The 25,208-nt window shown below is 69.6% G+C and carries 31 protein-coding genes; 10 read left to right on the forward strand and 21 right to left on the reverse strand.

The genetic code is table 11. The annotated features are described in order from the left end of the window. Positions 1 to 10: 10 nt before the first annotated feature. On the reverse strand, positions 11 to 2,245 hold the full coding sequence (locus tag ABT340_RS12845) for a transglycosylase domain-containing protein (RefSeq protein ID WP_352010879.1): 2,235 nt from the start codon (positions 2,243 to 2,245) through the stop codon (positions 11 to 13). Between the two features lie 155 nt (positions 2,246 to 2,400). Here ABT340_RS12845 and ABT340_RS12850 point away from each other — a divergent pair, with 155 nt between their 5' ends. From ABT340_RS12850 to ABT340_RS12860, 3 genes are all read left to right on the forward strand, one after another. Further along, positions 2,401 to 3,918 (forward strand): serine hydrolase domain-containing protein, encoded by a 1,518-nt coding sequence (locus tag ABT340_RS12850; protein ID WP_352010880.1) that lies wholly within the window; start codon positions 2,401 to 2,403, stop codon positions 3,916 to 3,918. A gap of 112 nt (positions 3,919 to 4,030) precedes the next feature. Beyond that, positions 4,031 to 5,143, forward strand: a complete 1,113-nt coding sequence (locus tag ABT340_RS12855) for a sensor histidine kinase (RefSeq protein ID WP_352010881.1) — start codon at positions 4,031 to 4,033, stop codon at positions 5,141 to 5,143. Beyond that, a complete protein-coding gene (locus ABT340_RS12860; protein WP_352010882.1) occupies positions 5,140 to 5,793 on the forward strand; it encodes a response regulator in 654 nt (217 codons plus the stop codon). Before ABT340_RS12855 ends, ABT340_RS12860 begins: the two co-directional genes overlap by 4 nt. On the opposite strand, the gene ABT340_RS12865 is transcribed toward ABT340_RS12860, so the two are convergent. Beyond that, positions 5,783 to 6,367 (reverse strand): CGNR zinc finger domain-containing protein, encoded by a 585-nt coding sequence (locus tag ABT340_RS12865; RefSeq protein WP_352010883.1) that lies wholly within the window; start codon positions 6,365 to 6,367, stop codon positions 5,783 to 5,785. The two genes, ABT340_RS12860 and ABT340_RS12865, sit on opposite strands and share 11 nt — an antisense overlap. A gap of 72 nt (positions 6,368 to 6,439) precedes the next feature. Here ABT340_RS12865 and ABT340_RS12870 point away from each other — a divergent pair, with 72 nt between their 5' ends. Beyond that, positions 6,440 to 7,201, forward strand: a complete 762-nt coding sequence (locus ABT340_RS12870) for a class I SAM-dependent methyltransferase (RefSeq protein ID WP_352010884.1) — start codon at positions 6,440 to 6,442, stop codon at positions 7,199 to 7,201. Between the two features lie 34 nt (positions 7,202 to 7,235). Here ABT340_RS12870 and ABT340_RS12875 read toward each other — a convergent pair whose 3' ends face one another. Continuing rightward, entirely contained in the window at positions 7,236 to 7,376 is a 141-nt protein-coding gene (locus ABT340_RS12875; RefSeq protein WP_352010885.1) for a hypothetical protein, read from the reverse strand. Between the two features lie 171 nt (positions 7,377 to 7,547). Continuing rightward, positions 7,548 to 8,123 (reverse strand): HD domain-containing protein, encoded by a 576-nt coding sequence (locus ABT340_RS12880; protein ID WP_352010886.1) that lies wholly within the window; start codon positions 8,121 to 8,123, stop codon positions 7,548 to 7,550. A 117-nt stretch (positions 8,124 to 8,240) separates the two neighbouring features. Between ABT340_RS12880 and ABT340_RS12885 the strand changes: the two genes are divergently transcribed. After that, complete coding sequence (locus tag ABT340_RS12885; protein ID WP_352010887.1) at positions 8,241 to 8,621, forward strand: nuclear transport factor 2 family protein; 381 nt, start codon at positions 8,241 to 8,243, stop codon at positions 8,619 to 8,621. Between the two features lie 91 nt (positions 8,622 to 8,712). Here ABT340_RS12885 and ABT340_RS12890 read toward each other — a convergent pair whose 3' ends face one another. From ABT340_RS12890 to ABT340_RS12900, 3 genes are all read right to left on the reverse strand, one after another. Beyond that, a complete protein-coding gene (locus ABT340_RS12890) occupies positions 8,713 to 9,276 on the reverse strand; it encodes a hypothetical protein (RefSeq protein WP_352010888.1) in 564 nt (187 codons plus the stop codon). 196 nt (positions 9,277 to 9,472) lie between these two features. Beyond that, entirely contained in the window at positions 9,473 to 10,060 is a 588-nt protein-coding gene (locus ABT340_RS12895) for a hypothetical protein (protein ID WP_352010889.1), read from the reverse strand. Between the two features lie 161 nt (positions 10,061 to 10,221). Continuing rightward, a complete protein-coding gene (locus ABT340_RS12900; RefSeq protein WP_352010890.1) occupies positions 10,222 to 11,340 on the reverse strand; it encodes an NAD(P)/FAD-dependent oxidoreductase in 1,119 nt (372 codons plus the stop codon). Positions 11,341 to 11,721: 381 nt separating this feature from the next. On the opposite strand from ABT340_RS12900, the gene ABT340_RS12905 reads away from it, so the two are divergent. After that, entirely contained in the window at positions 11,722 to 12,801 is a 1,080-nt protein-coding gene (locus ABT340_RS12905) for a cellulose binding domain-containing protein (RefSeq protein ID WP_352010891.1), read from the forward strand. A gap of 291 nt (positions 12,802 to 13,092) precedes the next feature. Here ABT340_RS12905 and ABT340_RS12910 read toward each other — a convergent pair whose 3' ends face one another. Together ABT340_RS12910 and ABT340_RS12915 are read right to left on the reverse strand one after the other, a co-directional pair. Beyond that, positions 13,093 to 13,704: a histidine phosphatase family protein gene (locus ABT340_RS12910; protein ID WP_352010892.1), complete on the reverse strand. Its 612-nt coding sequence runs from the start codon at positions 13,702 to 13,704 to the stop codon at positions 13,093 to 13,095. Further along, positions 13,701 to 14,933 carry a PEP/pyruvate-binding domain-containing protein gene (locus ABT340_RS12915; protein ID WP_352010893.1) on the reverse strand — a complete coding sequence of 411 codons (1,233 nt, stop codon included), beginning with the start codon at positions 14,931 to 14,933 and terminating at the stop codon, positions 13,701 to 13,703. Before ABT340_RS12915 ends, ABT340_RS12910 begins: the two co-directional genes overlap by 4 nt. A gap of 59 nt (positions 14,934 to 14,992) precedes the next feature. Here ABT340_RS12915 and ABT340_RS12920 point away from each other — a divergent pair, with 59 nt between their 5' ends. Continuing rightward, on the forward strand, positions 14,993 to 15,388 hold the full coding sequence (locus ABT340_RS12920; RefSeq protein WP_352010894.1) for a DNA-binding protein: 396 nt from the start codon (positions 14,993 to 14,995) through the stop codon (positions 15,386 to 15,388). Further along, positions 15,385 to 16,020 (forward strand): transcriptional regulator, encoded by a 636-nt coding sequence (locus ABT340_RS12925; RefSeq protein WP_352010895.1) that lies wholly within the window; start codon positions 15,385 to 15,387, stop codon positions 16,018 to 16,020. The genes ABT340_RS12920 and ABT340_RS12925 overlap by 4 nt, the downstream gene beginning before the upstream one ends. Before the next feature lie 150 nt (positions 16,021 to 16,170). On the opposite strand, the gene ABT340_RS12930 is transcribed toward ABT340_RS12925, so the two are convergent. The 3 genes from ABT340_RS12930 to ABT340_RS12940 all read right to left on the reverse strand — a co-directional run bounded on the left by ABT340_RS12930 (position 16,171) and on the right by ABT340_RS12940 (position 17,890). After that, on the reverse strand, positions 16,171 to 16,800 hold the full coding sequence (locus ABT340_RS12930; RefSeq protein ID WP_352010896.1) for a Fic family protein: 630 nt from the start codon (positions 16,798 to 16,800) through the stop codon (positions 16,171 to 16,173). Further along, positions 16,698 to 16,991, reverse strand: coding sequence for a hypothetical protein (locus tag ABT340_RS12935; protein WP_352011283.1), 294 nt, complete (start codon positions 16,989 to 16,991; stop codon positions 16,698 to 16,700). Before ABT340_RS12935 ends, ABT340_RS12930 begins: the two co-directional genes overlap by 103 nt. A 407-nt stretch (positions 16,992 to 17,398) precedes the next feature. Continuing rightward, positions 17,399 to 17,890, reverse strand: a complete 492-nt coding sequence (locus tag ABT340_RS12940) for a MarR family winged helix-turn-helix transcriptional regulator (RefSeq protein WP_352010897.1) — start codon at positions 17,888 to 17,890, stop codon at positions 17,399 to 17,401. Between the two features lie 66 nt (positions 17,891 to 17,956). On the opposite strand from ABT340_RS12940, the gene ABT340_RS12945 reads away from it, so the two are divergent. Continuing rightward, on the forward strand, positions 17,957 to 18,814 hold the full coding sequence (locus ABT340_RS12945; RefSeq protein ID WP_352010898.1) for an alpha/beta fold hydrolase: 858 nt from the start codon (positions 17,957 to 17,959) through the stop codon (positions 18,812 to 18,814). A 93-nt stretch (positions 18,815 to 18,907) separates the two neighbouring features. Here the strand turns inward: ABT340_RS12945 and ABT340_RS12950 are convergent, their stop codons facing one another. The 8 genes from ABT340_RS12950 to msrA form a co-directional block, all read right to left on the reverse strand. Continuing rightward, positions 18,908 to 19,306: a DUF3592 domain-containing protein gene (locus tag ABT340_RS12950; RefSeq protein ID WP_352010899.1), complete on the reverse strand. Its 399-nt coding sequence runs from the start codon at positions 19,304 to 19,306 to the stop codon at positions 18,908 to 18,910. Positions 19,307 to 20,078: 772 nt separating this feature from the next. Further along, the gene (locus ABT340_RS12955) at positions 20,079 to 20,435 is read right to left on the reverse strand and encodes a hypothetical protein (RefSeq protein WP_352010900.1); all 357 of its coding nucleotides are present in this window, start codon (positions 20,433 to 20,435) and stop codon (positions 20,079 to 20,081) included. Continuing rightward, positions 20,432 to 20,605 carry a hypothetical protein gene (locus ABT340_RS12960; RefSeq protein WP_352010901.1) on the reverse strand — a complete coding sequence of 58 codons (174 nt, stop codon included), beginning with the start codon at positions 20,603 to 20,605 and terminating at the stop codon, positions 20,432 to 20,434. The genes ABT340_RS12955 and ABT340_RS12960 overlap by 4 nt, the downstream gene beginning before the upstream one ends. A gap of 66 nt (positions 20,606 to 20,671) precedes the next feature. Next, positions 20,672 to 21,046 carry a type II toxin-antitoxin system death-on-curing family toxin gene (locus ABT340_RS12965; RefSeq protein WP_352010902.1) on the reverse strand — a complete coding sequence of 125 codons (375 nt, stop codon included), beginning with the start codon at positions 21,044 to 21,046 and terminating at the stop codon, positions 20,672 to 20,674. Beyond that, complete coding sequence (locus tag ABT340_RS12970) at positions 21,043 to 21,246, reverse strand: Arc family DNA-binding protein (protein WP_352010903.1); 204 nt, start codon at positions 21,244 to 21,246, stop codon at positions 21,043 to 21,045. Before ABT340_RS12970 ends, ABT340_RS12965 begins: the two co-directional genes overlap by 4 nt. Before the next feature lie 367 nt (positions 21,247 to 21,613). Further along, positions 21,614 to 22,030, reverse strand: coding sequence for a type II toxin-antitoxin system VapC family toxin (locus tag ABT340_RS12975; RefSeq protein ID WP_352010904.1), 417 nt, complete (start codon positions 22,028 to 22,030; stop codon positions 21,614 to 21,616). Beyond that, complete coding sequence (locus ABT340_RS12980) at positions 22,027 to 22,233, reverse strand: hypothetical protein (RefSeq protein WP_352010905.1); 207 nt, start codon at positions 22,231 to 22,233, stop codon at positions 22,027 to 22,029. The genes ABT340_RS12975 and ABT340_RS12980 overlap by 4 nt, the downstream gene beginning before the upstream one ends. Positions 22,234 to 22,335: 102 nt before the next feature. Further along, positions 22,336 to 22,998 carry a peptide-methionine (S)-S-oxide reductase MsrA gene (msrA, locus tag ABT340_RS12985; protein ID WP_352010906.1) on the reverse strand — a complete coding sequence of 221 codons (663 nt, stop codon included), beginning with the start codon at positions 22,996 to 22,998 and terminating at the stop codon, positions 22,336 to 22,338. Positions 22,999 to 23,136: 138 nt separating this feature from the next. Here msrA and rarD point away from each other — a divergent pair, with 138 nt between their 5' ends. Further along, positions 23,137 to 24,069 (forward strand): EamA family transporter RarD, encoded by a 933-nt coding sequence (rarD, locus tag ABT340_RS12990; protein ID WP_352010907.1) that lies wholly within the window; start codon positions 23,137 to 23,139, stop codon positions 24,067 to 24,069. 129 nt (positions 24,070 to 24,198) lie between these two features. On the opposite strand, the gene ABT340_RS12995 is transcribed toward rarD, so the two are convergent. Further along, complete coding sequence (locus ABT340_RS12995) at positions 24,199 to 25,194, reverse strand: polyprenyl synthetase family protein (RefSeq protein ID WP_352010908.1); 996 nt, start codon at positions 25,192 to 25,194, stop codon at positions 24,199 to 24,201. Positions 25,195 to 25,208 lie beyond the last annotated feature (14 nt).

Consider the following 25,208-nt stretch of genomic DNA (forward strand, 5'->3'; position numbering starts at 1 on the left):
GGGCCCGCGGTCAGCCGAAGGGACCCCGGCCGTTGCCCCCCGTGTCGTTCTCACGGCCGTGGTTCCCCCAGCCGCCCCGGTCGCCGTTGTCGCTCCGCCAGTCGTCGTTGTTGTCGTCGCCCGGACCCCGGTCGTTCTCGTCCGGCGGGGGCGCGGGCTGGCAGCTCTGGCCGCATCCGCCGAACCGCGAGGTGTTGATCGGGGTGAACTTGGTCGGCGGGACGTCCTTCAGGGCCGCCAGCATGGTGTCCTTCCAGATCGGCCCGGAGATGCTGGCACCGACGACCGAGCCGTAGTAGGTGCCGCCGATGGTGACGCCCACCAGCTTGTGGGTCTGCGAGCCGCGCGGGTCGCCGATGCTGACGGCGCCCGCCAGGTCGGGGGTGAACCCGGCGAACCAGGCGGAGGCGTAGCCGTCGGTGGTGCCGGTCTTGCCCGCCGCGTCCCGGCCGATGCCGCCGACCCCCCGCATGGTGCCCTTGGTGAGCACGCCGGAGAGGACGTCGGCCGTCGCGTCGGCGACCTCGGGGTCGAGTGCCTGACGGCACTTGGGCTTGTAGGTGGTGACCTTGCCGTCGCGGTCGGTGATCTGGGAGATCGCCATCGGCGCGCAGTACTTCCCGCGGGCGCCGATCGCGGCGTAGGCGTTGGCCACGGTCACCGGGTCCATCTCGTTGGTGCCGAGGGTGAAGGTCTCGTACTCCTGGAGCTTGGCCCCGTCGGAGCGGTGGATGCCCAGCGACTTGGCGGTCTTGACCACCTCGCAGAGCCCGACGTGCTGTTCGAGCGTCATGAAGAAGGTGTTGACCGAGCCCCACGTGCCCGTCTGCAGGGTCCGCCAGCCGGGAGAGCCCTCGTCGTTGGTGACGGTGTGGCTCGGGTCTCCGGCGGTGCCGCCCGCGCAGTTCTTGAACGTCGAGTAACCGGCCGCGGTGTAGCCCGCGCCGACGTTGAAGCCGTCGCTGATCTTCATGCCCTTGCTCAGCGCGGTGATCAGGGTGAAGGTCTTGAAGGTCGATCCGGCCTGGAAGCCGGTGAGGCCGCCGTGCGCGGCGTCGGCGACGGGGTTGTAGGCCAGCTCGTGCTTGTCGGTGTCCCCGCCGTACGGCTTGCTGGCGGCCATGGCCTTGATGGCCCCGGTGCCCGGCTGGACCAGCGCCTCGGCGGCGAGCGGGTTGTCCGAGGCGTGGACCCGCTTCTTGATGGCCTTCTCCGCTGCGGCCTGCATGTCGGAGTCGATCGTGGTCTTGATCGTCAGGCCGCCCCGGTTGAGGAACTTCAGCCGGTCGGCGGCCTTCTTCCCGAAGTCCGGATTTTTCAGGATCTCGTTGCGGACGTAGATGCAGAAGTACGGGTACTTGCTGGACTCGCAGCCGCCGGGGAGGCCCGTGCCCCTGTAGCCGAGCTTGGTGGCCTTCGCCTTCGCGGCGTCGTCCTTGGAGATCTTGCCGAGCTCGGCCATCCGGTCGAGCACGACGTTGCGCCGCTTCAGCAGCTTCTCCTGCTGCTTCCTGCCCAGGTTGGGGTCGGTGGCGTTGGGGTCCTGCACGGCCCCGGCCAGCGTCGCGGCCTGCGGCAGGGTGAGCTGGTCGGCCCTGATGCCGAAGAACCGCTTGGCCGCCGCCTCGACCCCGTAGGCGCTCGCACCGAAGTAGGCGATGTTCAGATACTTCGCCAGGATCTCGTCCTTGGTGTACTTTTTCTCGACCGCCATGGCGTAGCGCAGTTCCTTGAGCTTGCGCGCGTAGCTGGCCTCAAGCGCCTTGTTCTTGGCCGCCTCGGTGTCGGCGGCGTTGAGCAGCACCTGCTTGACGTACTGCTGGGTGATGCTGGAACCGCCCTGGGCGACCCCGCCCGCCTGCAGGTTCTTGGCGAGCGCCCGGATCGTGCCCTCGATGTCGATCGGGCCGTGCTCGTAGAAGCGGTAGTCCTCGATCGAGATGATGGCCGTCTTCATGATCGGGGCGATCTCGTCAAACCCCACGACCTCGCGGTACTGCTCGTAGAAGCGGGCGATCGGCTTGCCCTTGGAGTCTTCGACGACCGTGACCTCGGCTGGGGGCGGCTCCACGAGCTCCTCGGGTGCGAGGTTCATCTCGTTACTCGCTGAGATCAGTCCGAAGCCCGCGCCGCCCACCGCCGGTAGCGCGAGTCCCGCGACCAGCGCGCCCGCCGCCACCCCGGCACCGGCCAGCAGGGCGATCTTCGACAGGGCGCTCGTCTGCTTCTCCACCGGTTCCTGCATGCCCCACAGCCTATGGCGCCCCACGAACCTCCCAGGCCACCAAGAGAAAACCCGCACCTGACGAAAGTCAGGGGTCACCCCTTACTTCGGGCTCCTGACCTGGTGATTCACGGTGTTTAGCGTGACGTTCGTCAACGAGACGATCGGAGCGCGTTGTGTGGCGGAACAGAGGTTCGAGGCGGAGAACGGCGACCACGGCGGTCGCCCTCCTGATGGCCCTGACGACCACGGCGGTCACCGTACCGCCGGCCGCGGCGGTCGCCGCGCGGGAGGCGCGAGCCGTACGGGAGCCGACTCCCGCGGCGATCGAACGGGTGGTCGCCGAGTACGCCGCCAGGACCGGCTACCCGGGCATAGCCACCGCGATCACCCTGGGTGACCGGGTGCTGTACACCGGCGGGTACGGCCACGACTCCTCGGGCGCGGCGGTGACCGCGACGACGCCGATGCCGGTCGCGTCGGTCAGCAAGTCCTTCACCGCGCTCGCCGTGATGCGGCTGGCCGAGGCGGGCAAGGTGGTCCTGGACGCCCCGGTGCGCAGCTATCTGCCCGGCTTCCGCATCGCCGACCCCCGTGGCGAGCGGATCACCGTACGCCAGTTGCTGGAGCAGACCTCCGGGCTCAGCGACGGCACCTTCCCGGAGAAGAGCCTGCCGCAGCCCGACTCCCCCGCCGACGCCGTGACGCGCACCAGGACGGCGACGCTGGCCGCGGAGCCGGGCACCCGGCACCTCTACACGAACACGAACTACCACCTCGCCGCCCGGCTGGTCGAGGTCGTCACGGGTGAGCCGTTCGCCGAGTACATGCGGCGGCAGGTGTTCGGGCCCGCCGGGATGCGTTCGACGACCACGATCTCCCAGACGCCGCGTGACCTGCCGCCCGGGGTGCGCGAGGGACACCTCTACGCCTACGGGATGTCGGTCCCCGCCCCGGAGCCGAAGCGGTTCGTCGGCGGCTCGGACGGCGTGATCACCACCGCCGAGGACATGGCCGTCTGGCTGATCACGCAGAACAAGGGGGGCGTGGCCCCGAACGGTACCCGGCTGCTGTCCACCGAGGGCGTGCGGACCACGCACACCCCCTCCGACCGGCGCTGGACGTACGGCCTCGGCTGGGACACCGACGCGAGGGGCCGGGTGAGCCACAGCGGCATCTGGTTCACCTACACCGCCCACCAGCTGCTGCTTCCCGGCGGCTACGGCATCGCGGTCATCGGCAACGGCGGCATCGGCCTCGGCAACGAGGGCATCGGCGCGCTGGCGGAGGAGCTGGCCACCCTCGTGACCGGCGCAAGCCCGGAGACCGGTTCCTCGTTGCGGCTGATCATCGACCTGGTGCTGGCCTGCCTCACCCTGCTGAGCCTGGTTCTGGGGGTGCGCAACCTGCGGCGCACCGGACGCTGGGCGGAGCGGTTCGTCTCCCGGCCGGCGTGGCGGCTCCTGCCGAGGCTGCTGCCCCGGCTGTTCCCCCTCGTCCTGCTGGTCCTCCTGCCCCGCCTGCTCGGCATGCTCGCCGGGGGTGGACGGGACCTCACCCACCTGCAGCTGTTCTACTACTCGGTCGCGCTGGTCACCTGGACGGCGGTCGCGGCCCTGTCGAACCTCGCCGTGCTGACCACCCGCGTCGTCGCCCTCGTACGGCTCCGCCGTACCTTTCGTCCCGGCAGGTGACCTCCTGACCGGTGATGACCTGGGCAGTGACGACCTGGGCGGTGACGACCTGGGCGGTGATGACCTGGGCGGTGATGACCTGGATGGCGATGGCCTCGATAGTGTCGGTGTCATGACGAGCTGGATACGCCGGGCGGCGGCGCGTTCGCCCGTCCCGCCGTGGGCGTCGGTCCTGCTCGTGGGGCTGCTGGCCGTCGTCGCCATGTCCCATGACGAGCTGGCCGGGTGGGCATTGGTCGCCGCCCTGCTCGCCCCCGTCGCGGGGGTGGCGTTGCTGGGGCCGTACCCGGTGGCCGCGCTCGGGGTGTGCGCGGTGACGAGCGTCACCGTGGCGCTGAGCATGACCGACAACGTGCCGGTGTGGAGCAGCGCGCTCTGCGTGGCCGTCTTCGTGATCAGCCTGCTGGCCGGGCGCGGGGCGCCGAAGGTGGCTCCCGCTCTGGGCGCGTGCGCGGCCGGGGTGGTGCTCGACGTCGTGTTCGGCCTGGTCAGAGGCGAGGTGTGGGGGGTGGGGGCGCTGCTGCTCGGCCTGACGGTCGCGCTGCCGTGGCTGCTCGGCCGTTCCGCGCACCAGCAGGCCGAACTGGTCGTGGTCACCGCGGAGCGGGCCATGCTCCAGGAACGCGCCCGTATCGCCCACGACATGCACGACACGCTCGGACACGAGCTGAGCCTGCTCGCGCTGCGCGCCGGGGCCCTTGAGATGGCCTCCGACCTGGACGAACGCCACCGCAGGGCCGCCGCCGAGCTGCGGGAGGGCGCCGGGCTCGCGACCGAGCGCCTGGCCGAGGTCCTCGCCCTGCTGCGCGACGGCGGCCCCGCGCCGCTGAGCCCGGCCCCGGCCCGCGACGCCGAGGACGTGCGGGCCCTCGTCGATCGGGCCTCGGGCGCGGGCCTGCCGGTCTCGCTCGAATGGCACGGCGTAGGGCACCTGCCGCCCGTGGTCGGCCGGGTCGCCCACCGCGTCGTCCAGGAGGCGCTGACCAACGCCGCGAAACACGCCGCCGGGGAGGCCGTGCGGGTACGGCTGGCCACCTCGGACGGCACGACCGTGGTCACCGTCGTCAACCCCCTCCCCCGGCGTGTACGGCGGGGCGCGGGAGGAGGAGCGGGCCTGGCGGCGCTGCGGGAGTACGTCCCGCAGCACGGCGGGACCTTCCGCGCGGGACCGCGCGGCGGGGAGTTCGAGGTCGTGGCCACGCTGCCACACGTGGGGGAGTCATGATCAGGGTGCTGCTGGCCGACGACGACGAGATGGTCAGGGCCGGGGTCGGCGCCATCCTCGCCACCGATCCGGCCATCGAGGTGGTTGCCGAGGCCGGGGACGGGCGGGAGGCCGTCGAGATGGCCCTCGCGCACCGGCCGGACGTCGCCCTGCTCGACATCCGCATGCCCCGGCTCGACGGCCTCTCCGCCGCCGTCGAGATCATCCGTGCGGCCCCCTCGGTCTCCGTCGCCGTGCTCACGACCTTCGGTGAGGACGCCTACCTGACCAGGGCACTCGACGACGGTGTGCGTGGTTTCCTGCTCAAGTCGGGCAACCCCCGGGAGCTGATCGCCGGGGTGCACGCGGTCGCCGGGGGCGGCGCCTACCTGTCGCCGAGGATGGCCGCGCGGGTGATCGGGGAGCTCCGCTCGCCCCGGCTGGGCCGTGCCACGGCGGCCCGTGCCAGGGTCGAGACGCTCACGGAGCGGGAGCGCGACGTGCTCGCCCTGCTCGGCGCCGGGCTGTCCAACGCCCAGATCGCCAGGCGGCTCGGGCTTGTCGAGGGCACGGTCAAGGGGCACGTCAGCGCCATCCTCACCCGTCTCGACCTGCGGAACCGGGTCCAGGCCGCCGTTCTGGCCCACGAGGCGGGCCTGGTCACGGAGTGAGTCTCCCCCTGGCCTCCCTGGCGCGGAAGGCCGCGGTCTTGACGCGGTTCTGGCAGGCGGTGCCGCAGAAGCGGCGGGTGCCGTTGCGGGAGACGTCCACGTAGACGCGGTCGCAGTGCGGGGCCGTACAGACGCCGAGGCGGTCGCGGAACTCGCCGCCCAGCACGATCGCCAGGCCGGTGGCGCAACTGGCCCCCCAGTCGGCGGACACGGTCCCGCCGGGGCCGTGGAAGTGCAGGTGCCAGGGTTCGCCGTCGTGCCGCTGGAGTGAGGGCCGGGCCCGCGTCTCGGTGAGCAGGTCGTTGACCCTCAGGGCGGCGGTGTCGACGTCCTCGGCCGCGACGGCCTCGAAGACCTCGCGCAGTCTGGCCGCGATCCCGGTCAGTTCGGCGGCCTCGTCCTCGGTGAGCCTCTCGTGGTCGGGGTATCCGGCGTCCCGCAGCACCTCGGTGGCCGCGGCGGCGAGGTCGTGGGGCGGCGCGAAGGGACGGCCTCGGGCCTCTCCCGGCGTCAACGCGTTGACCAGTGCGACCGCGATCCGGACGACCCCATCGGTGTGACTGTTGAAATCCACTTGACCGGTTACCTTCTCGCGTTCTAGTTTGTAACTGCCTAAAGCATAGAAGACGGTCACAAGGAGGCCTGTGTGCTCACCTACGATGTCGCACACGAGTGGATCACGCGTTGGGACCGCCAGCAGGAGGGTTACCTGCCCGACCGCGAGGAGCGTTTCACCGCGTTGATCGACGCCGTCGAGGCGGCGGGCCGTCCCGACCCTCTCGTCCTCGACCTCGGCTGCGGGCCCGGCTCACTGGCCGCCCGAATCCTGGAACGCCTCCCCGAGGCCAGGGTGGTCGCGGTCGACGCCGACCCGCTGCTGCTCGGTCTCGGCCGGGCCGCCTACCCCGATCCGCGCCTCAGGTTCGTCTCCCTCGACCTGCGCGTCCCCGGCTGGAGCGACCTGCTCGGCCTGGACGGGCCCGCCGACGCCGTGGTGAGCACCACGGCGCTGCACTGGATCTCCCCGCAGGACATCGCGAAGATGTACGCCGAGGTGGCGACCGTACTGCGCCCCGGCGGGCTGCTGCTCAACGGCGACCACCTGGAGACCGACGACACCACCCCGGTCCTGGCCCGGCTCGAACGCGTCGTGCACGACCGGGAGGCCGAGCGCAGGTTCGCCGGGAACCGTCCCGAGGACTGGCGTCAGTGGTGGGACGCGGTCGCCGCCGACCCCGACTTCGCCGAGCTCAACACCGAGCGGGCCACCGCGGGCGCCGACCACCACGGCTCCGAGTCCCCGCTGCTGTCCACGCACGTCGACGCGCTGCTGGACGCGGGCTTCGTCGAGGTCGGCTGCCTGTGGCAGCGCGGCCACAACCGTCTCCTGTGCGCCGTACGCGCCTGACCCGCGCCCTCGCGCGCCCCGGACGGCGGGGGGTTCAGCGCTCCGGCTGTCCCTCGTCGGCCCGGTGGACCCTCGTCCAGGTGGCGCCGCACCCGCAGCGGTAGCCCTCGACCAGGTCGCCGGTCTCGGTGACGGCCAGGCCGTCGCTGACACGGACGTGAACGTGAGTGCTCATGGGGCTTTCCTAAGCTTTCCGAGCTTCCCCGTGGCTCTCCCCTGCCTTCCTCCGGCGGTTCCCCGAACGGGGCCGCCGAGCAGGCGGAAGGGGGCTGAGCTGGGCGAACATCCTCACGATACCTTCCCTTGACGGTTCCCTGACCTCCGGGCCCGCCCTCTCGGGAAGCGCTCAGTCGCCGTTGAGGACCTGGGTCACCCACTCCAGCGACCCCGTGTCGAGCACCTCGTCCGCCAGCCGCTTGGCCGAGGCCGTCCGCAGCGCGGCCAGCGAGCTGTCGATCCACGGCTGGACGTTCTGGTGCCCCTGCTCGCGGTACTCGACGGCCTGGACGAGGCATTCGAGCTTGTCGGCGTCACGGGCGCAGACGGCTTCGAGACTGGTCTTCTCCTCGTACTCGGCGACCGCGCCGCGCACCATCCCCGCCACGACCTCGGGCACCCCGCTCACCTGGTCGGCGGTGACCTCCTCGTTCGAGGCCGCCTTCAGATAACGCTTGCCGAGGTAGGGAATGTCGGTGATCCGGGTCTCCTGGGTGTCGTGGAACAGGCTCATGAACGCGGCCCGCTCGGGATTCCCGCCCTCAAGCGCCGCGATCACGCTCGCGATGACCGCCGCCCTGAAGGAGTGGTCGGCGATGCTCTCCGGATCCCGCACCCCCGCGACCAGCCACCCCGTGCGCCGGTACCGCTTGAGCAACCCCATCTCGTACAGCAGCCCCGCCAGACCCGTCAGTTCCTCCGCCATGGCCCCCACCCCCTTCCCAGGATCGTAGAACGCCCCTCCCCCACGACCTAGGACATCTTGACCGTCGTACGCTCGCTGTAGCGTGTCGGGAACGTACCGTCGAAAGGACCCGGGGCCATGGGCGACGATCTCCACGATCTCCACGCGCAGGCGATCGACGTCTTCGTCGAGGCCACCGCCACCTCCGACCCCGAGCGTCGCGCCACCCTCCTGAGCCGTGCGGTGAGCGCCGACGTCGTCTTCTGGGGACCGCTCGGCCGGGGTGCCGGCCGTGAGGCCGTCAACGACTTCATCACCGAGGTCGTCCACGGCCACCCCGCCGGGCCGGGGCGCCTCGTCAGGACGACCCGGGTGGACGCCCCGGGAGAGTGGGCGAGGTTCGGCTGGCGTTACGAGACGGCCGACGGCGAGACCGTGCTGTCCGGCACGGACGTCGTTCACGTGACCACCGCCGGAGACATCGACGAGATCATCGTCTTCGCGGGCCCCCTGACCTGACAGCCTTCGCCGTACGGCGGGCACCTCGGAAAACGGCTGATCGCCGCCGTGGGGGGTGTCGGCGGCGATCAGGGTCACAGGGGGCCTCGGATCACTCCGTGAAGGTCACCGTGGCGTACAGGTAACGGGTCTTGCCGTTCTCGTCACCGCTGTGCGAACGGCCGACGATGACCTGGTTGTAGCCGGCCTGCGCGTTGTGGTTGCTCTCCTTGTACTCACCGCTCCAGGTCAGGTTGGTCAGCCGCACCTGACGGCCCTGCCAGTACAGGGCGCCGGTGCGGTAGCGCGTCATGCCGTTCTCGTCACCGGTGTGCCACCTGCCGACGAGCGCCTGGTCCGTGGGGGCGATGTAGCTGGACTTGCTCTCCCGCTGGCTGGCGGTCCAGTCTCCCGAGTGCACCTCGACCTGCTCGCCGTTGATGAAGATCCAGCTGCAGTAGTACGTGGTCCTAGTGTTCTCGTCACCGATGTGCGAACGACCGGTGAGCACCTGGTTCGCCGGGCAGTCGAAGGCGTCCGCCCGTTCCAGCACGGTCTCCTGGTAGATGCGCTCGACCTTGATCGTCGCGGCCGAGGCGGGAGAGGCCATGGTCAGCGCCGCCGCGGCGGCGGCCGCCACCACGGGTACGGCCCTGCCGTACGTCCTCGTCTTCATCTTCTCGGTTCCCTTCTGCGTGCGTTTGCGGCCGAAAGGCGGGACACGGATCACGGTGCGGCACGGACCCGCGTGAACCTGCGCGGAACCGCGCGGCCTCGTACGGACCCGCACGGCCTGTGCGATGACGGCCACAGGACCCGTCTCCCGCCGGGATGGCCCGATCACCTCGGCGACCGGGCCGACGATGGGCGGATCAGCCCTCGAAGGTCACAAGGGCGTGCTGGTAGCGGGTCTTGCCGTTCTCGTCACCGCTGTGCGAACGGCCCACGAGGACCCGGTTGTAGTCCGCCTGGAAGGTGTGCCTGCTCTCCTTGAGGTCGCCGCTCCAGACGGCGCCGGTGAGCCGTACCGGACGGCCCTGCCAGGACAGCGTGGCGGTGCGGTAGCGCGTGGTGCCGTTCTCGTCACCGGTGTGCGAACGGCCGACGAGCGCCTGGTCCGCCGGGGCGCTGTAGCTGGACCTGCTCTCCTTCTGGCCGGGGGTCCAGTCCCCGAGGGACACCCGGACCTGCTCGCCGTTGATGAGGATCCAGCTGCAGTAGTACGTGGTCCAGGCGTTCTCGTCACCGGTGTGCGAACGGCCGGTGAGCACCTGGTTCGTCGGGCAGGTGAACTGCGTGCCCCACTCCGGCACGTTCTCGGAGTAGGCCCGCTCGACCCTGATCGTCACCGCCGCGGTGGACGCGGCCGAGGCGGGAGAGGCGACGGTCAGTGCCGCCACCGCGGCGGTCGCCGCCACAAGGGGCACGACCCTGCCATACGTCCTCATCTTCATCTCCATCGGTTCCCTTCTGCGTGCGATCACATTCAGAGAGGCGGCGCGGTGAAGATCAATTTTTGGTCGTACCCCGGGTGAAGATCGTCCCCCTGGGAGGTGATCCACCGGTCCCGCTCGCGGCCTACCGAGGATCCCCCTGACTGTTGACGACGCCCCCGCGCCCGTCAGCGTCCGGGCATCCGCGTCGGCATCCACGGGTGACGCAACGCCATGACGGTGCCCCTCACGATGGCCTCCTTGTAGACGGCGGCCGTCCGCCCGGTGAGCACCATCTCGACCGGGCTGTCGTCCCCGCGCACGAACTGGATCAGACCGTCGTCGCGGCCCAGGCTGACGCACTGGTTGGCGTACCTGAAGCGCACCGGATCGGGCGTCCGCCCCGCCAGACGCGCGGTGATCGCCCGTACGGCCTGCTGGGCCACCGGAAGCCCCGTCGCGCAGGCCATCCGCAACTCCACGCCGTCGGCCGTGCGCACGGCCGCCGCGTCGCCGATGCCGTACACCTCCCGGTGCGAGACCGAGCGGAGCGTCGGGTCCACCAGCATGCGCCCGTCGTCGTCGACGGAGAACCCGGCCTGGCGCGCCAGCTCGGGAACCCGGAAGCCGGTCGTCCAGATCGTGACGTCGGCACCGAGCCGGTCTCCACCCTCCAGCGTGACGTGGTCGCCGTGCACCTCGGCCACCCTGGCATGCTCGCGCACCTCGACGGCGAGACGGCCGAAGGCCGCGTTGAGGTGCCGTTGGGCCCGCCGCGACAGCGCGCCGCCCAACGCCCCCTCGGTGACCAGCCGTACCTTCACCTCCGGCAGGCACTCCGCCAGTTCGGCCGCCGTCTCGATGCCGGTGAGCCCGCCCCCGACGACGACCGCGGTGCCGCCGTCCCGCAGCCGAGCCCTGAGCCGCTCGGCCTGGTCGAGGGTGGCGACGGTGTGGGCGTGCTCGGCCGCTCCGGGCACCGGGCTCAGGTCGGCCTGGCTCCCCAGCGCGTAGACGAGTGTGTCGTAGCCGATCTCCGGGGCGTGCGCCGGCCGTACCGTCCGGGTGTCGGCGTCGATCCCGGTCACCGTGTCGACGACCAGCTCGACCCCGGTGCCCGCGAGCAGGTCGGCCAGCGGCAGGTCACGAAGACGCTGACCGGTGACGAGCTGGTGCAGCCGTACCCGCTCCACGAAGTGGTCCCGCCGGTTGACCAGGGTGACCCTGGTCCCCTTCTGTCGCGCCGCCAGCTTGGCTGCGACCAGCCCCGCGTACCCCGCTCCGAGAACCACGATGTGATGGGTCATCTGTCTCTCCCTTTCTCGCCCGCTGAGAACCGGTCAGGGGCCGGGAACGTGACGTGAACTGCGTCACACCGCCCGAGCTGGGCGTGACCTGGGGCGATGACGGCCTGGGCGGCCGCCCCGCGCTCTCTCCGCCACGGAGGTCGAGCGCCTGCGGGCACGGCCGGTGACGGCGGCCCGTGCCGGACGCGCCAAGCGCCGACCGACGTCGTACGGCGGGACCTGGGCTTTCGCCAGCCTGCAAAATCGTGACTTTACGGAATGTCAAAAACACTCCACAATCACCGCGGGGGGACAAACGCCAAAAGACGATTCGACAGGGACATCATGCAAATCGGCAGACGATCCTCCGGGACGGTCCTCCTCAGCCTCGGGTTTCTCACGGTGGCGTTACTGACGGCCATGCTGGCGATCAGCATGGCCGCCGCCCCGTGGGGGGGCATCGCCCACGCGTCCACTCCCAGCCCCAGCCCCACGAGCACGCAGACCAATCCCGGCTCCCCGACGCGCCCTGTCGGCCTGTGGCACTGCCCGGTGCCACTCGCCCCCGTCACCCAGACCGGCTACGCCTCCATCTGCTGGAGCGCCTCGTCGGACGAAAGCGGGGGCGTCATCTACGACGTGTACCGCCTGGACGTCGACGGCTTCGTCCTCGCCGCCACCACGACCTACCCGAGCAGCGTCGTCTCCGGCGAGTTGAACCGCCGGTACACGCTGTACGTCGTGGCCAGGGACGCGGAGGGGAACGTCAGCCCGCCGTCCGAACTGATCACGGTGCCGGCGCTGACCGGGATGACCCCGTCGCCCTCGCCGTCCCCGAAGCCCGGCGACCGCGTGCCGCCGAGCCGGCCGACCGGCCTGCAGGACGCCTGCCTGCAGGACTACCGGGGCGCCACGTTCTGCTGGCAGCCCTCGACCGACAACGTCGGGGTCAAGGAGTACGACGTCTACCGTGAGAACCCCTCGGCCTACGACAGGGTCGGCACGATCTCGTCCTCCGGCATCCTGAACTTCGCCGAGTCCGACGTGGTCGTCGGGCGGCGCTACAACTACTTCGTGGTCGCCCAGGACGAGGCCGGCAACCTCAGCGAGCCGTCCTCCATGCTGTCCGTCCTGGCCAGGGAGGGCTTCCCCACCCCGACCCCGACGTGCACGGTCTCCTACCGCGCGGCGACGTGGAGCTCGACGCTGAACGCGGAGATCAACGTGCGTAACATCGGCACGACCCCGATCGACGGCTGGACGCTGTCGGTCGACTACCCGGCGTCGTCCGCGCAGCTCACCTCGGGCTGGTCCGCGGACTGGACCCAGAACGGCTCGCGGATCAGCGGCACGAACAAGCAGTGGAACAAGGTCGTCAACCCGGGTTCGACGACCCAGATCGGGTTCACCGCCTCCTACAGCGGCGCCCAGCCCGCCCCCCTGAGGTTCGCCCTCAACGGCAGGCTCTGCTCCGTCGAGTAACGACCACCTGACGAGAACGGGCCCACGGGATCGGCGCAATCGCCCGTGGGCCCGTTCCTCTTCTCCGGGGCCGGGGAAGCCCGGCCGACGCCGCGGACGAACGCGTCACGACTTTTCGTCGGCGGCAGAGAAAACGCCGAAGGCGTGACCGCGCGGAGAAACCCTCGCCGAAAAAAGCCCAGGCTCAATTGAACGCGGAACGAACCAGGTGAACCCGGGCCGGAATTCGGCGCTTTCCGCCCACACAGAAACCCCTGCCGATTGGCCTTGAACAGTCCGGGCCTGGTGATCTCACGGCCTGACGCCTTCGGGGAATCCGGTCCAGCGCAGGCCGGGCGGGAGGTGACTCATGTCGTTGAACATCACGATCGTCGGTGGCAGGCCGTCGCGGTACTCGATGACCGTCAGGGCGGTGTTGGCGCTGTTCAGCCCGAGCCACCGCGACGGCGGCGCGTCCAGCGCGTGCCGTACCAGCCACGCGATCGGATAGGCATGCGTCACCAGAACCTCGTGGGTGGACCTGGGAGCTTTCTCGGCCGAGCCGGTGACCTTCGCGAACCGGGCGACCAGGGCCTCGGCGAGGCTCTGGCCGAAGGCCGCCTCGGCATCGTCGTAGCCGTCGAAGAAGCCGGCCCAGGACGGAGGCGTCTCAGCCGCGGTGGGAACGTAGGGCACATGGTCGACGAGTTCGGCGGCCTCGATCACCGGCACGTCCGGTAGACGACGGGCGAGTTCACGCGCGCTCGCCACGGCACGCGGTAGCGGAGAGTGCCACACGACGTCGACCGGTACACCCGCGAGCCGTTCGCCCAGCAGGCCCACCTGCCGACGCCCGGTGTCGGTGAGTTCCCCGAACGCGTCGGCCGCGCCGTGACGCACGAGGTAGAGGTGTCTGGTCGTCATGCGTGGTCAGGGGCGGGGGCCCCGTCTCCTCTCGGACGGAGGTGGTCGGCCGTGACGGTTCCGGCGGTGCCGTCGACGGTGATGACGGCGCCGTCGCGGAGCCTGTTCGTCGCGTCAGGAACGCCGAGGACGGCGGGGATGCCGTGTTCTCTGGCGACGATCGCGGCGTGGGAGAGCACGCCTCCCGTCTCGGTGACGACTCCCGCGGCGACGCGCAGCAGCGGCGTCCAGGCAGGGTCGGTGAAGGGGCAGACGAGGATGTCCCCCGGGCTCACCCGCGCGAAGTCGCCGAAACCACGGACGATCCTCGCGGTGCCGGTCACGGTCCCGTGGCTGCCCGGCGTCCCGGCGAGCCCGGCGGCCGTGACGTCCGAGGCACCGGAGAGGGGTGGCGGGAGCGCGGCGGTGACCGGCCGTGCCTGCAGAATCCAGACGCGGCCGTCGGCGATCGCCCACTCGACGTCCTGCGGGCCGCCGAGCACGGCGGCGATCCGTTCGCCCAGCTCGGCCAGCCGCGTGGCGGTCGCGTCGTCGATCACCGGCCGGTCCCGGGCGGCGACGGGCACGTCGTGGACGACGAGCCGCGTGCCCCTCCGGTCAAGACGCCGCCGTTTGTCCGCGACGGTACGGATGACCGACCCGTCCCGGGAGACACGGTAGGCGTCAGGGGTGACCCTGCCCTCGACGACACTGGGGCCGAGACCCCAGGACGCCTCGATCCGGGTCACGTCGTCCGGACCCGCGGAAGTGAACATGACCCCGGACACCTCGGCGTCCAGGTGGCGTTGGACGATGACGGCCATCAGAAGGTCGTCGCAGCCGGAGCCGGCCCGGTAGGCGACGGCACGCGGGGAGAACAGCGAGGCCCAGCAGGCTCCTACGGCTTCGGCGACCTCGTCGGGTCCGTGCACGGCGAGGAAGCTCTCGTGCTGACCGGCGGCCGACGCCTGACCGGTGTCCTCCTTCGCCGCCGATGACCGTACGGCCACGGACGGCTCGCCGAGCTCGTCCAGCGCGCGCCCCAGCGCGTCGATCACGGCGGCGGGGACCGGGCGGGCCCCGATCTCCTGCCGCGCCGCGTCGGCGTCGTCCGGTCCGGCCGCGAGGTAGGCGGCGAACGGGACGACGAAGCCGTCGGGAACCGGCAGACCCGCCCTGAGCAACGCGCCGAGCGCACCGGCCTTGCCCCCGCAGGTGTCGGCGACGGCCTCCCCAAGGGAAACGATCATCCGCTTCGCCCTTCAATATAACGTTGACAACAATTTGTTGATTGTGCATGCTGGGACGCATGTCACGCAAGGACGACATCGCCTCCGGCGCGCACGCCGACCACGCCCAGGCCGGGCGTGAGCGGGACGCGCGTGAGCGGCTTCTTGACCTGGGCGCGAACGAGCTCGACGCCCGTCCGTGGCGTCCCCCGCCCGCCCCGCTGTCGGCGGTCGACCTCGTGCAGTTCGCCGTCTGGCGCAACGCCGACCTGGACCCGGAGGGCATCCTGGACGCGCTCGCCCTCCTGCCCGCCGCACGAGCCGAGGTCGAAGGGCTCGAATCCGCCCTGCTGTTCATCGCCAGAAGCGCGGGCCTGACCTGGGCGCAGATGGCGCACGTGATGGGGTTCAACTCCCCGCAGGCATGCCAGCAGCACTACACCCGCCTGACCGCACGACAGGACACCGGCTCATGACACACGACTCCTCGCCCGACCTCCTGATCCTGCACGCCGTACGCGTCACCGGGTTCGCGGACACCCCGGTGATCGCCCGCCGGTACGGGCTCGACACGGCCACGGCGGAAGAGGTACTACGCGAGGCCGAGAGCCGTGGCTGGGTCGAGCACACCTCCTTCGCCGACACCAGAGGCTGGTCGTTGACCGAAGCCGGCCGGGCCGAGAACGAGCGCCGGCTCGCGGCCGAACTCACCCTCGCGGGCGCCGCCGACGAGGTCCGAGACGTCCACCGCAGGTTCCTCCCGCTGAACGCTCTCCTGCTGCAGGCCTGCACCGACTGGCAACTCCGGCCCGCCGCCAACGATCGGCTCGCCGTCAACGACCACTCCGACCCCACCTGGGACGCCGGAGTCCTCCACGAACTCGCCTGCGTCGGCCGGGCGCTCACCCCGCTCGTGGGCCGGCTCGGTCACGTCCTCACGCGGTTCCGCGGATACGACACACGTTTCACCGCGGCCCTGGCACGCGCACAGGCGGGGGACGGCGCCTGGGTCGACCGCACCGACGTGGACTCCTGCCACCGTGTCTGGTTCGAACTCCACGAGGACCTCATCGCCACCCTCGGCCTCACCCGCCACGCCCAGCCCTGACCCGCCGTACGGTGCCCACCTGGATCACCCACGGATCGGCGATCCCGCAGCGGCGAGACGACCGGCTTCGCGAATCACCGTCCAGGCCGAGACGCCGAACCTCTTCAGCGGTCCTGCCACCTGGGCGACTTCTCATCCGCAGCGGACGCATCACGACCTGCGGTGCCTTGACTTGAGATAGTCGTTCACCCACTTCTTGCTGCTGCGCCACATCCCGTCGTCGCCCTTGACCGCATGCAGGCGCCCCCGTGCGGCAGCCACCCGGAGGGCGTTCTCGGTGACGTCGCGTGTCGCGAGGGCGGGCAGGGGGACGAGCTTGACCGGACCGGCCATCGCCGGCATGACAAAGCGATACAGATTCGTCGTCACGCTGCGTGCGACGAGTTCACCCAACGGGCCGAACTCGTCATTGTCGGCTCGGCGCATCGCCTGCAGATACTTGTCACGGTCGCGCTTGTAGATGATCGCCGGTGGATAGCCGATCCTGCCGAGTACCAAGTTGAGCACCAAACGACCCGTCCGCCCGTTGCCGTCAAGGAACGGATGTATCTGCTCGAACCGATTGTGAACATGTGCCAAGCGTTCGGGGAGGGGCTCCTCGGACTCACCGCGGAGGCCATCGACGATCCTCACCCAGTCCCGCATCCGGGAGTCGACCTCCGGCCATGACGGCGGCTTCACACCCCCGGGGAACTTGGCGATCTCATGTCGCCGGAAGTTCCCCGGGCCTTCGGCAGGAGTGGCGTGCGGGTGAGGGTCCACAGCCCACACGAGCGACATGGCGGTGTGATGTATCGCCGAATCTCCTGGAGCGTGATGAGATCTCCGTTCTGCCAGTCTCCCGGCTCCAGCGCCTGCCCGTACACCCACTTCGCGGCGTCGCCGTACCCCCTCACCTCCATGTAGTCCCTGAGAGGCTTCGCGCCTACCGCCCGGCCCTCCTCAAGGAGCTTCTCCACCTCCTGCAACACGAGCGTGTTGCCCTCGATCGCAGTGCTGTTGTGAGCCTCCTGCTACCAGATGTCCTCCGCCTCAGCAGGCGAAGGCAGCCCACCCAGACGGTCACGAAGCTCTCGAACGGCCTCGTCGAGACGTTGGCACACAGTCGCCCTGGACGGTCTGCCCGGTCCTGACACCGGCTCTCCCATGATTTTGTTCGGCTGAGTCGATGTAACCCGAACAAAACCAACCCGCCTTGTTCGCTCCGGCCGAAGAGATCGAACCGAACAACTTACCGACGGGGCGGCACCGCGGCCGAGCCTCCACCCCGAGCACGGACCCCTACGCCCGGCGAATGAACCGCTCCCTCCGAAGACCATGAACGACAGCAGCGGGCAGCGGCCGACCTTGGTAAGGCATCGCCGATGACACGCGGAACCTAGTCCTGGGCGGTTCGCCCCAGGGCGACGGCCTCGTGCACAACGCCGAGGAAGCGCTCGATGGTCGCCTGCTCCGCGGCGTCGAACCGGCCCATGACGGCGACGATCTCGTGGATGAGCGGGCCGAAGAAGCCCCATCCGAGCGCGACGGCGCTCTCGTCCACTTTCAGCAGCACCCGCCGACGGTCCCGGGTGTCGCGTTCCCGGCGTACGTGACCGAGTCTTTCCAGCCGGTCGACCACCGCCGTGGTACCCGCGGAGTTGAGGCCGAGACTCGCCCCCAGCGTTCCCGGGGTGGCGGGCGTGCCCGTACGGGCGGCGTCCAGCAGGCAGATGAGCGCGCGCACATCGGTCGGATGAAGATCGTGTCCGGCGGCGAACCTCTCTCCCATGCGGTCGAGTTCCACGGTGATGGCGCGCAGCAGATGGACCACCCGCATCCCGGCGTCCTGTTCGTACACGTCCCCGCCGCCCTCCCGGCTCCTCGTCACCGCCCCAGTATGGCATTATCTCGCTCAACGAGATTATTGCCGAGCGAGACACTTATCGGGGTGGGCATGTCCGACGACGGGAACACGGCCTTCCTCTCCGCCTACGACACGGTCCTCGGGCGCTGGCCGGTCCGGGTCGAGTCGATCGATCTGCCGTCGGTGTACGGCACGACACGGGTGAACGCGTGCGGCCCCGTGGACGGCCCACCGCTGGTCCTGTTGCACGGCGGTGGCACCACGGCGGCGATGTGGTTCGCCAACGTCGCCGCGTTCGCGCACCGCCATCGGGTGTACGCCGTGGACCGCATCGGCGAGCCGGGACGGAGCGTCCGAGGCGAACGTCCCCCTCGCGACGTCCGTGACCTGCTCGGCTGGCTGGACGGGGTACTCGACGGGCTCGGGGTCGAAAACGCCGCGGTGTGCGGGCACTCCTACGGCGCGTGGATCGCCCTGACGTACGGTCTCCACGCGCCCCGGCGGGTCCGGCGGCTCGTCCTGCTCGATCCGACACAGTGTTTCGGAGGGTTCCGGGCGGGATACCTGGCACGCGCGCTGCCGTCCCTCGCGCGGCCGACGGCCTCGCGCGCGCGGGCGTTCCTGGCATGGGAGACCGGCGGCGCGCACGCCGACCCCGCCTGGCTGCGGCTCTACGGCCTGGCCGCGGAGTTCCCGGACACGAGGATCGTGACCGGGAGGCGGCCCAAGCCCGGATCGCTGCGCGCGCTCACGACTCCGACCCTGATCCTCCTCGCCGGCGGCGGCAGGGCGCACTTCCCGCACCGCGTCGCGTCCGCCGCCGCACGCCTTCTCCCCCACGCGGAGATCGCGGTACTGCCGGGCCTGTCCCACCACGCGATGCCGTGGCACGAGGCCGCCGACCTCAACACCCGCGTCGTCGACTTCCTCCACAGGACAGCGACGTGAGACCCCGAACGGCCCGAGACCGTACCTCCGCACCGTGGGACCCGGACGAGCCCCAGCCGGACGTCGGCGCCCCCGATGCCGCAGTGGTCGTCCTCACAACCAGGCCCTGACCGTGAAGAACAGGGAGACCACCAGGACGACCACCCCGACGATCAGGAACAGCGCGCCGTGAAGCACGCCACCGCCGCCCATCCCGTCCACACGGACACGCTGGGGCCGCTCGGGGTCGTAGACCACCATGACCTGCTGGCCCGGACGAACCGGCGACGGGTTGAAGCCCAGATCCGACTCGATCTCCACCACGGAACCCTGCACCGTCTGGAACCGCAGGGTGGGGTAGTACACACCCCTGTGATGGCCGCCGGACCGGCGCAGTCTCACGACGACGCCCGGCACCCGCGCCCCGTGCCGCCGTAACCACCGTCCAACGGTGATGGTGCGGACGCTGGTCCCGATGAACACCGCTCCGAACACGATCCCGACCAATGGCATGATGCCTGTGTCCACTGCCTCCCCATCTCGTTCGAGGGCCGCCGTTCGCGATTTCGTTCGAGGGCCCGCACCGCCGAACCCGACCCGGTCGATCACCCGCCGGTGATCGCGTCAGCAGAAGGAGCGACGGGGTCGCGGCAGCTTGCCGGACGCCTCGTGGCCCTTGCGATTCCCCGGCATGAACCTGCCCCGGCGCATGACGCTCCTGCGTGACGGCCCGGTGTGATGTACGGCAGCAGGATTCCGGACCGCGATTGCAAGCGACTTGGATCTTGCTGCAGGACGCACGACCGTTCGCGGCGGCGGAACGCGCCACCTCGCCGAACGGCTCGCCGTACGGAGGTCCACGGCCGATCTCCGGTGCCCACGACGCTTCCGCACCGGCCCGTGACCCGGCATCTGGATGGCGGTTGGGGAACCATCCGCTGATCCGCCGCCGAACTACCGGATGAAGTCCAGGCAGCGAAACGGCTCGTCCCCGGGCGAGCCGTACGGCGAGAGGCGCGGAGCCACGCCTCGGCCGACACCGGCCACTCGGATCCGATTCCATCGCAAGGCGAGCCGTCACCATGTGTTTTCGGGCCTGAGCCAGCAGTTCCTCCGCCTATGCTCGGCTCGCCGCCACTCTTTCGATCTCACCGCGGCCGAGCATGCCCTCAAGTGCGGCACGCCCCTGCTCCCACCTCACCGGCTCTCCCTCTTTTCAATCTTGAGCCGGACAACTGTCGCGGCCCGGACAAAGGATCACCTGATCGGCTCCCCATCTCCGGCTTCAGGTGTCGGTGTCTTTCGGGTGACGGGGTGAGGCATGGACGATCCAGACAGTGCGAGTGGCGTCATCGATGACATAGCGGACGCGCCCGCCGCTGGTGATCTCGAATTCCCATTGCTCCAGGTCCTGGCCATTATGACGATGAGTCGCGAGGTCACCGCGTAGGCGATGTCGACGCTCGTGATCCGCTCGTGAGCGGGGATCGGCGCGCGGTGCCTCGAAACATCGGCGTGTGTTGCCCAGGGCGTGGCGGCACAGTTCCTCCCACCCCTTGACCGCATCACTGGCACCGAACCGGATGCCCCATTCGTCATCCGGAGGCGGGACCGTGACCCGGTCACCGCGTTTCGGGCTCACGCCGAAACCTCTACCGGCCCGTAGTCACCGCCTGTGGCCTTGCGAGCCTGGGCGTAATGGGCGGGATGGGCGGGATCGGCCTTGATCCGAGCGGTCGCCCGCCAGCCCGCGATGACCTCCTGTGTGGTGAGGTCGACATCCAGTTCCGCGGCGTCGGAGAGCGCCTCCACCAGTTCGAGAGTGAAGGCGCGCAGCTCGTCGGAGGTGAGGTGGCGAACCCAATCGTGCGTCGGTCTTCACTCACGAAGTTTGCGAAGTCGCTGCGCCAGATCGGGGATGTCCTCCAGCTCGCCCGTCGCCACGGCAATGACGAGCCTTTCGGCTTCGTCCACGTCCTGATACTCCAGGATCTCCCCGTTGTCCTCCAGAAAGGCGACGGACGCCGCCCAGGCGAGCCGCTTGTTACCGTCCACCAGAGGGTGCCCGATCAGAATGCTCTGCATCAGAGCCGCAGCCTTCTCCCACAGGTCCGGATAGGCGTCTTCGCCGAAGACGGTGGTCTGCGGGCGCAGCACGGCTGCGTGCAGTTGGCCGCCGTCGCGGAGAAGGACCTCGGGCAGCACCACCTCGGCCAAGGCGAGAAGGTCCGAGGTCGTCGGATAGAGCGTCATCGAGCGAGCCGCTCCAGCAACTCCCGGTCTCGTTCAGCGATCTTCCGGCCCATCGTCTGATAGCGCTCCCGCCTCCGTCGGGCGATGTATTCCTCGATGGCCACCACCATCGCCGAGTTGACGCTCTGCGCGTCATTCCCGGCGATCTGCTTGATCTGCTCGTACGTCTCATCCGGCAGCCGAAGCCGTGTCTCAGCCATACGACCGACGGTACCATTTTTTGGTACCACTTCTCGGTGACACAAGGACCCTTAAGTCCTGTTCCCGAGAAGTGAACACCGCTACTGGTCGGCAAAGCCGACATCATGAGCCGCACCGCTGTCCGCCCTCACCGAGTTGTCGGCGACGACCCAGGTTCGAACAGCCGATACGACGGACGACCTCAGATCAACCATGACCAGACAGCAGACGACCCGTGTCCAGAAAGTTGAGCGCGAGCCATACGGCGGAGCGCCGTGGAGCTACTCCTCGGTCGGCACCAAGCCCACCGGGCAGGCCACGCCGTCCCACCCAAACCGCAGTAACCGATACGCGTACAGGACACCAGACGCGTCCTCGATCTCGTGCTTAGAGCCGTTCGGGCAGGAGAGTGAATGCATCCACATGCCGGGGGCGTACGACGGTGAAATGACGGCGATCGAGTGCGGCCACCTCGGTCAAGCCAAGCCGCTCAGCTACTGCGACCACGGAGGCGTCGACAGCACCCAGCGGAAGGTTGGCGTACACCTCCACAAGCTCGCTCATCCGGTCCAGATCCTCGGTGGTGACCTGGACCAGAACCAACCCAGCCCGAAAGGAGCTGAGAAACGCCGCCTCCGCCTTGCTTCCTTGCCGTCTCTCTATGAGCTGACAGACTTCCGTAACGACCGTCGTGGGAACGAGAAGCGGACCGGAGTGGCTCCGCAGAAGCCTGGCGCAGAGGTCGTGATACCGGTCCCGGATGTTGACTGCTGCGACCAAAGGCCCTGAATCGATGACGATCACAAAGAGTGATTGTCCTCCGAGCGCAAGATCTCTTCAGAGCGTTCCGCGAAATCTGGCTCGGCCTCAAGCATCCCGATGAACGGCAGGTCACGGATGACCGGCCGCTCATCGAACTGGTCACGCACAAGGCGAAGCAGAGGGGCCACCTTCTCCTCGGGCAGGCAGTCCACCAGGTGGTGCAGTTCCTCACGCATCACGCTCATGCGTCGAGTGTAACCAGGCGGTGCCCGACACACGTGGTCTCACCGCGACGCGGACCGAACAACGGAGCGCCCCACATCCGAAGACCGGTACTCCTTGGAGAGCTACTCCTCGGTCGGCACCAGGCCCACCGGGCAGGCCACGCCCGTGCCGCCGATGCCGCAGTAGCCGTTGGGGACCTTGTAGAGGTACTGCTGGTGATATTCCTCGGCGTGGTAGTAGTCGCCCGCGGGGGCTATCTCTGTGGTGATCCTGCCGTAGCCCGCCTCGTCGAGCACCTTCTGGTAGGCGTCGCGGGAGGCCAGGGCGGACTTCTCCTGCTCGGGCGAGTGGTAGTAGATCGCCGAGCGGTACTGGGTGCCGACGTCGTTGCCCTGGCGCATGCCCTGGGTCGGGTCGTGGTTCTCCCAGAAGACGCGCAGCAGTTCCTCGTAGGAGACGCGGGACGGGTCGAAGATCACGCGAACGACCTCGGTGTGGCCGGTCTGGCCGGTGCACACCTCCTCGTAGGTCGGGTTGGGCGTGTAACCGCCCTCGTAGCCGACCGAGGTGGAGACCACGCCCGGGGTCTGCCAGAACTTGCGCTCGGCGCCCCAGAAACAGCCCAGGCCGAAGTCGGCGATCTCGGTTCCCTCGGGGTACGGCGGAGCCAGCGGGGCGTCGAGGACCGCGTGGCGTGCGGGCACCGCGATCGGGGTGGTACGGCCCGGCAGCGCGTTCTCCGGGACGACCATGGAAGTCTTGTCCTTGCCGAACAGCCAGCCCATGCTGCGAACCTCCTTCTGACACGTTCTCACCAGCTAGGAACCATCCTGGCCGCCCCCGTGTTCCCTTAAGCGCACCTTAATCGTCGGACAAGTATCACTAATTTGTGTTAAATCGCGTAAGCAGTAAAAATGGGGGACATGCCTGAATCACGACGTGGGGTCCTCTACGGCATCGCCGCCTACGGCATGTGGGGGCTGTTTCCCCTGTACTGGCCGCTCCTGAAGCCCTCCGGAGCCCTGGAGATCCTCGCCCACCGCATGGTGTGGTCCCTCGCGGCCGTCGTCGTGATCCTGGCCGTGCGGCGCCACTGGTCGTGGTTCCGTGAACTGCTGCGCACCCCGAGGAAGCTCGCCCTCCTCGCCCTCGCCGCCGCGATCATCACGGTCAACTGGGGTGTCTACATCTACGCGGTCAACGCCGGACATGTGGTCGAGAGCGCGCTCGGTTACTTCATCAACCCGCTGGTGAGCGTGTTGTTCGGCGTCGTGCTGCTCAAGGAGCGCCTGCGGCCGTGGCAGTGGGGAGCCGTCGGGCTCGGCGCCGTAGCGGTCCTGCTGCTCGCCATCGACTACGGCAGGCCGCCGTGGATCGCGCTGACGCTGGCGGCCAGCTTCGGCACCTACGGCCTGGTCAAGAAGATCGCGCAGGTGGGGGCCGCGGAGAGCATGGCCGTCGAGACCCTGGTGCTGCTGCTTCCCGCGCTCGGCTACCTGGCCTTCCTGCAGGGGCAGGGGCAGAACACCTTCGGGACCGAGGGCCTGGGGCACGCCCTGCTGCTCGTCGGGGCGGGCGTCATCACCGCCATCCCGCTGCTGCTCTTCACGGCGTCGGCGCTGCGGGTGCCGCTCACCACGGTCGGGCTGCTGCAGTACATCGCCCCGGTTCTGCAGTTCCTCGTCGGCATCCTCGTGGTGCACGAGGTCATGCCGGCCAGCCGCTGGGTCGGGTTCGCGATCGTCTGGCTGGCCCTGTCGGTCTTCACCTGGGACGGTCTCCGTACGGCCCGGCGCTCCCGCCGCGCCGTACGCGAGAGCGTCACGGCTCAGCCCGCGGGGATGACGAGCCGCTGAGGAGCACTGAGGAGCCGGGCCGGCTGGCACAGCCCACCCATCCACAAAAGACGAAAAATCCAGAAAAGTCGGGTTGGCCGGAAAGCCGCTGGAAAGCCCGCAGCGGGGCCGTACGCCCCGATGGGCGGATCAGCCCGAGCGCTCGATGACGTAGTCACACAGGGCGAGATAGGCGGCTCTGGCGGGTATGTCCGGAAGGCCGGAGAGATCCTTGCGTGCCCGATCGATCCAGGAGACCAGTTCCGCGCGGGCCCGCTCCATGGCCGGGTGCGCGCGCAGCAGGCGCAGAGCCTCCTCGACGTCCTCCTCGGCCACCGGCCCGGCCAGCAGCTCACGCAGGCGCGCGTCCTCCGGCGACTCCGAGGCCAGGACGTACAGCATCGGCAGGGTGTGAACGCCCTCACGCAGGTCGGTTCCCGGCGTCTTGCCCGACTCGGCGGACTCGGAGGCCACGTCCAGCAGGTCGTCACCGAGCTGCCAGCCGATTCCGATCGCCTCACAGGCCCTGGTCAGCCGGTCGACGACCTCCGGAGCGGCGCCGCTCAACAGGCCACCGAACCGGCCGGAGGTGGCGATCAGGGACCCGGTCTTGTCGGCCAGCACCTCGATGTAGTGGGCGATGGGGTCTTCGCCCTCACGGGGGCCGATGGTCTCGCGGATCTGCCCGCGCACCAGCCGGGAGAACGTCTGCGCCTGGATGCGGATGACCTCGGGGCCGAGATCGGCGAGGATCTCCGAGGCCTGGGCGAACAGATAGTCGCCGGTCAGGATGGCCACGGTGTTGTCCCAGCGGGCGTTGGCCGACGGTGACCCCCTGCGCACCGGGGCCTCGTCCATCACGTCGTCGTGGTACAGCGTGGCCAGATGGGTCAGCTCGATGACCACGGCTCCGGGAACCACCCCCGAAGCCCCGGACGAGCCGAACTGGGCCGCCAGCAGCACGAGCATCGCCCGGAACCGCTTGCCGCCCGCCTCGATGAGATGCCGGGACGCCTCCGTGACGAAGGAGTCCCGGCTCTCGACCGAGGACCGCAGCAGCTTCTCGACCTCCGCCAGTCCGTCGGCGAGGTCCTGCGCCAACCGCTCGTCGACGAACGGGAGATCAACAACGGGTGGCGCAGCCATGAAGCACTACTCCT

Origin of the sequence: Streptosporangium sp. NPDC000239 (genome assembly GCF_040300765.1) — a bacterium.
Lineage (GTDB): Bacteria > Actinomycetota > Actinomycetes > Streptosporangiales > Streptosporangiaceae > Streptosporangium.

Bases quoted from the DNA above. Each gene is read 5' to 3' on its own strand.
- ABT340_RS12845 (WP_352010879.1), bottom strand. From the start codon at position 2,245: ATGCAGGAACCGGTGGAGAAGCAGACGAGCGCCCTGTCGAAGATCGCC.
- ABT340_RS12855 (WP_352010881.1), top strand. From the start codon at position 4,031: ATGACGAGCTGGATACGCCGGGCGGCGGCGCGTTCGCCCGTCCCGCCG.
- ABT340_RS12860 (WP_352010882.1), top strand. From the start codon at position 5,140: ATGATCAGGGTGCTGCTGGCCGACGACGACGAGATGGTCAGGGCCGGG.
- ABT340_RS12875 (WP_352010885.1), bottom strand. From the start codon at position 7,376: ATGAGCACTCACGTTCACGTCCGTGTCAGCGACGGCCTGGCCGTCACC.
- ABT340_RS12880 (WP_352010886.1), bottom strand. From the start codon at position 8,123: ATGGCGGAGGAACTGACGGGTCTGGCGGGGCTGCTGTACGAGATGGGG.
- ABT340_RS12885 (WP_352010887.1), top strand. From the start codon at position 8,241: ATGGGCGACGATCTCCACGATCTCCACGCGCAGGCGATCGACGTCTTC.
- ABT340_RS12890 (WP_352010888.1), bottom strand. From the start codon at position 9,276: ATGAAGACGAGGACGTACGGCAGGGCCGTACCCGTGGTGGCGGCCGCC.
- ABT340_RS12895 (WP_352010889.1), bottom strand. From the start codon at position 10,060: ATGGAGATGAAGATGAGGACGTATGGCAGGGTCGTGCCCCTTGTGGCG.
- ABT340_RS12900 (WP_352010890.1), bottom strand. From the start codon at position 11,340: ATGACCCATCACATCGTGGTTCTCGGAGCGGGGTACGCGGGGCTGGTC.
- ABT340_RS12910 (WP_352010892.1), bottom strand. From the start codon at position 13,704: ATGACGACCAGACACCTCTACCTCGTGCGTCACGGCGCGGCCGACGCG.
- ABT340_RS12915 (WP_352010893.1), bottom strand. From the start codon at position 14,933: ATGATCGTTTCCCTTGGGGAGGCCGTCGCCGACACCTGCGGGGGCAAG.
- ABT340_RS12920 (WP_352010894.1), top strand. From the start codon at position 14,993: ATGTCACGCAAGGACGACATCGCCTCCGGCGCGCACGCCGACCACGCC.
- ABT340_RS12925 (WP_352010895.1), top strand. From the start codon at position 15,385: ATGACACACGACTCCTCGCCCGACCTCCTGATCCTGCACGCCGTACGC.
- ABT340_RS12930 (WP_352010896.1), bottom strand. From the start codon at position 16,800: ATGTCGCTCGTGTGGGCTGTGGACCCTCACCCGCACGCCACTCCTGCC.
- ABT340_RS12945 (WP_352010898.1), top strand. From the start codon at position 17,957: ATGTCCGACGACGGGAACACGGCCTTCCTCTCCGCCTACGACACGGTC.
- ABT340_RS12950 (WP_352010899.1), bottom strand. From the start codon at position 19,306: ATGCCATTGGTCGGGATCGTGTTCGGAGCGGTGTTCATCGGGACCAGC.
- ABT340_RS12965 (WP_352010902.1), bottom strand. From the start codon at position 21,046: ATGACGCTCTATCCGACGACCTCGGACCTTCTCGCCTTGGCCGAGGTG.
- ABT340_RS12970 (WP_352010903.1), bottom strand. From the start codon at position 21,246: ATGGCTGAGACACGGCTTCGGCTGCCGGATGAGACGTACGAGCAGATC.
- ABT340_RS12980 (WP_352010905.1), bottom strand. From the start codon at position 22,233: ATGAGCGTGATGCGTGAGGAACTGCACCACCTGGTGGACTGCCTGCCC.
- msrA (WP_352010906.1), bottom strand. From the start codon at position 22,998: ATGGGCTGGCTGTTCGGCAAGGACAAGACTTCCATGGTCGTCCCGGAG.
- rarD (WP_352010907.1), top strand. From the start codon at position 23,137: ATGCCTGAATCACGACGTGGGGTCCTCTACGGCATCGCCGCCTACGGC.
- ABT340_RS12995 (WP_352010908.1), bottom strand. From the start codon at position 25,194: ATGGCTGCGCCACCCGTTGTTGATCTCCCGTTCGTCGACGAGCGGTTG.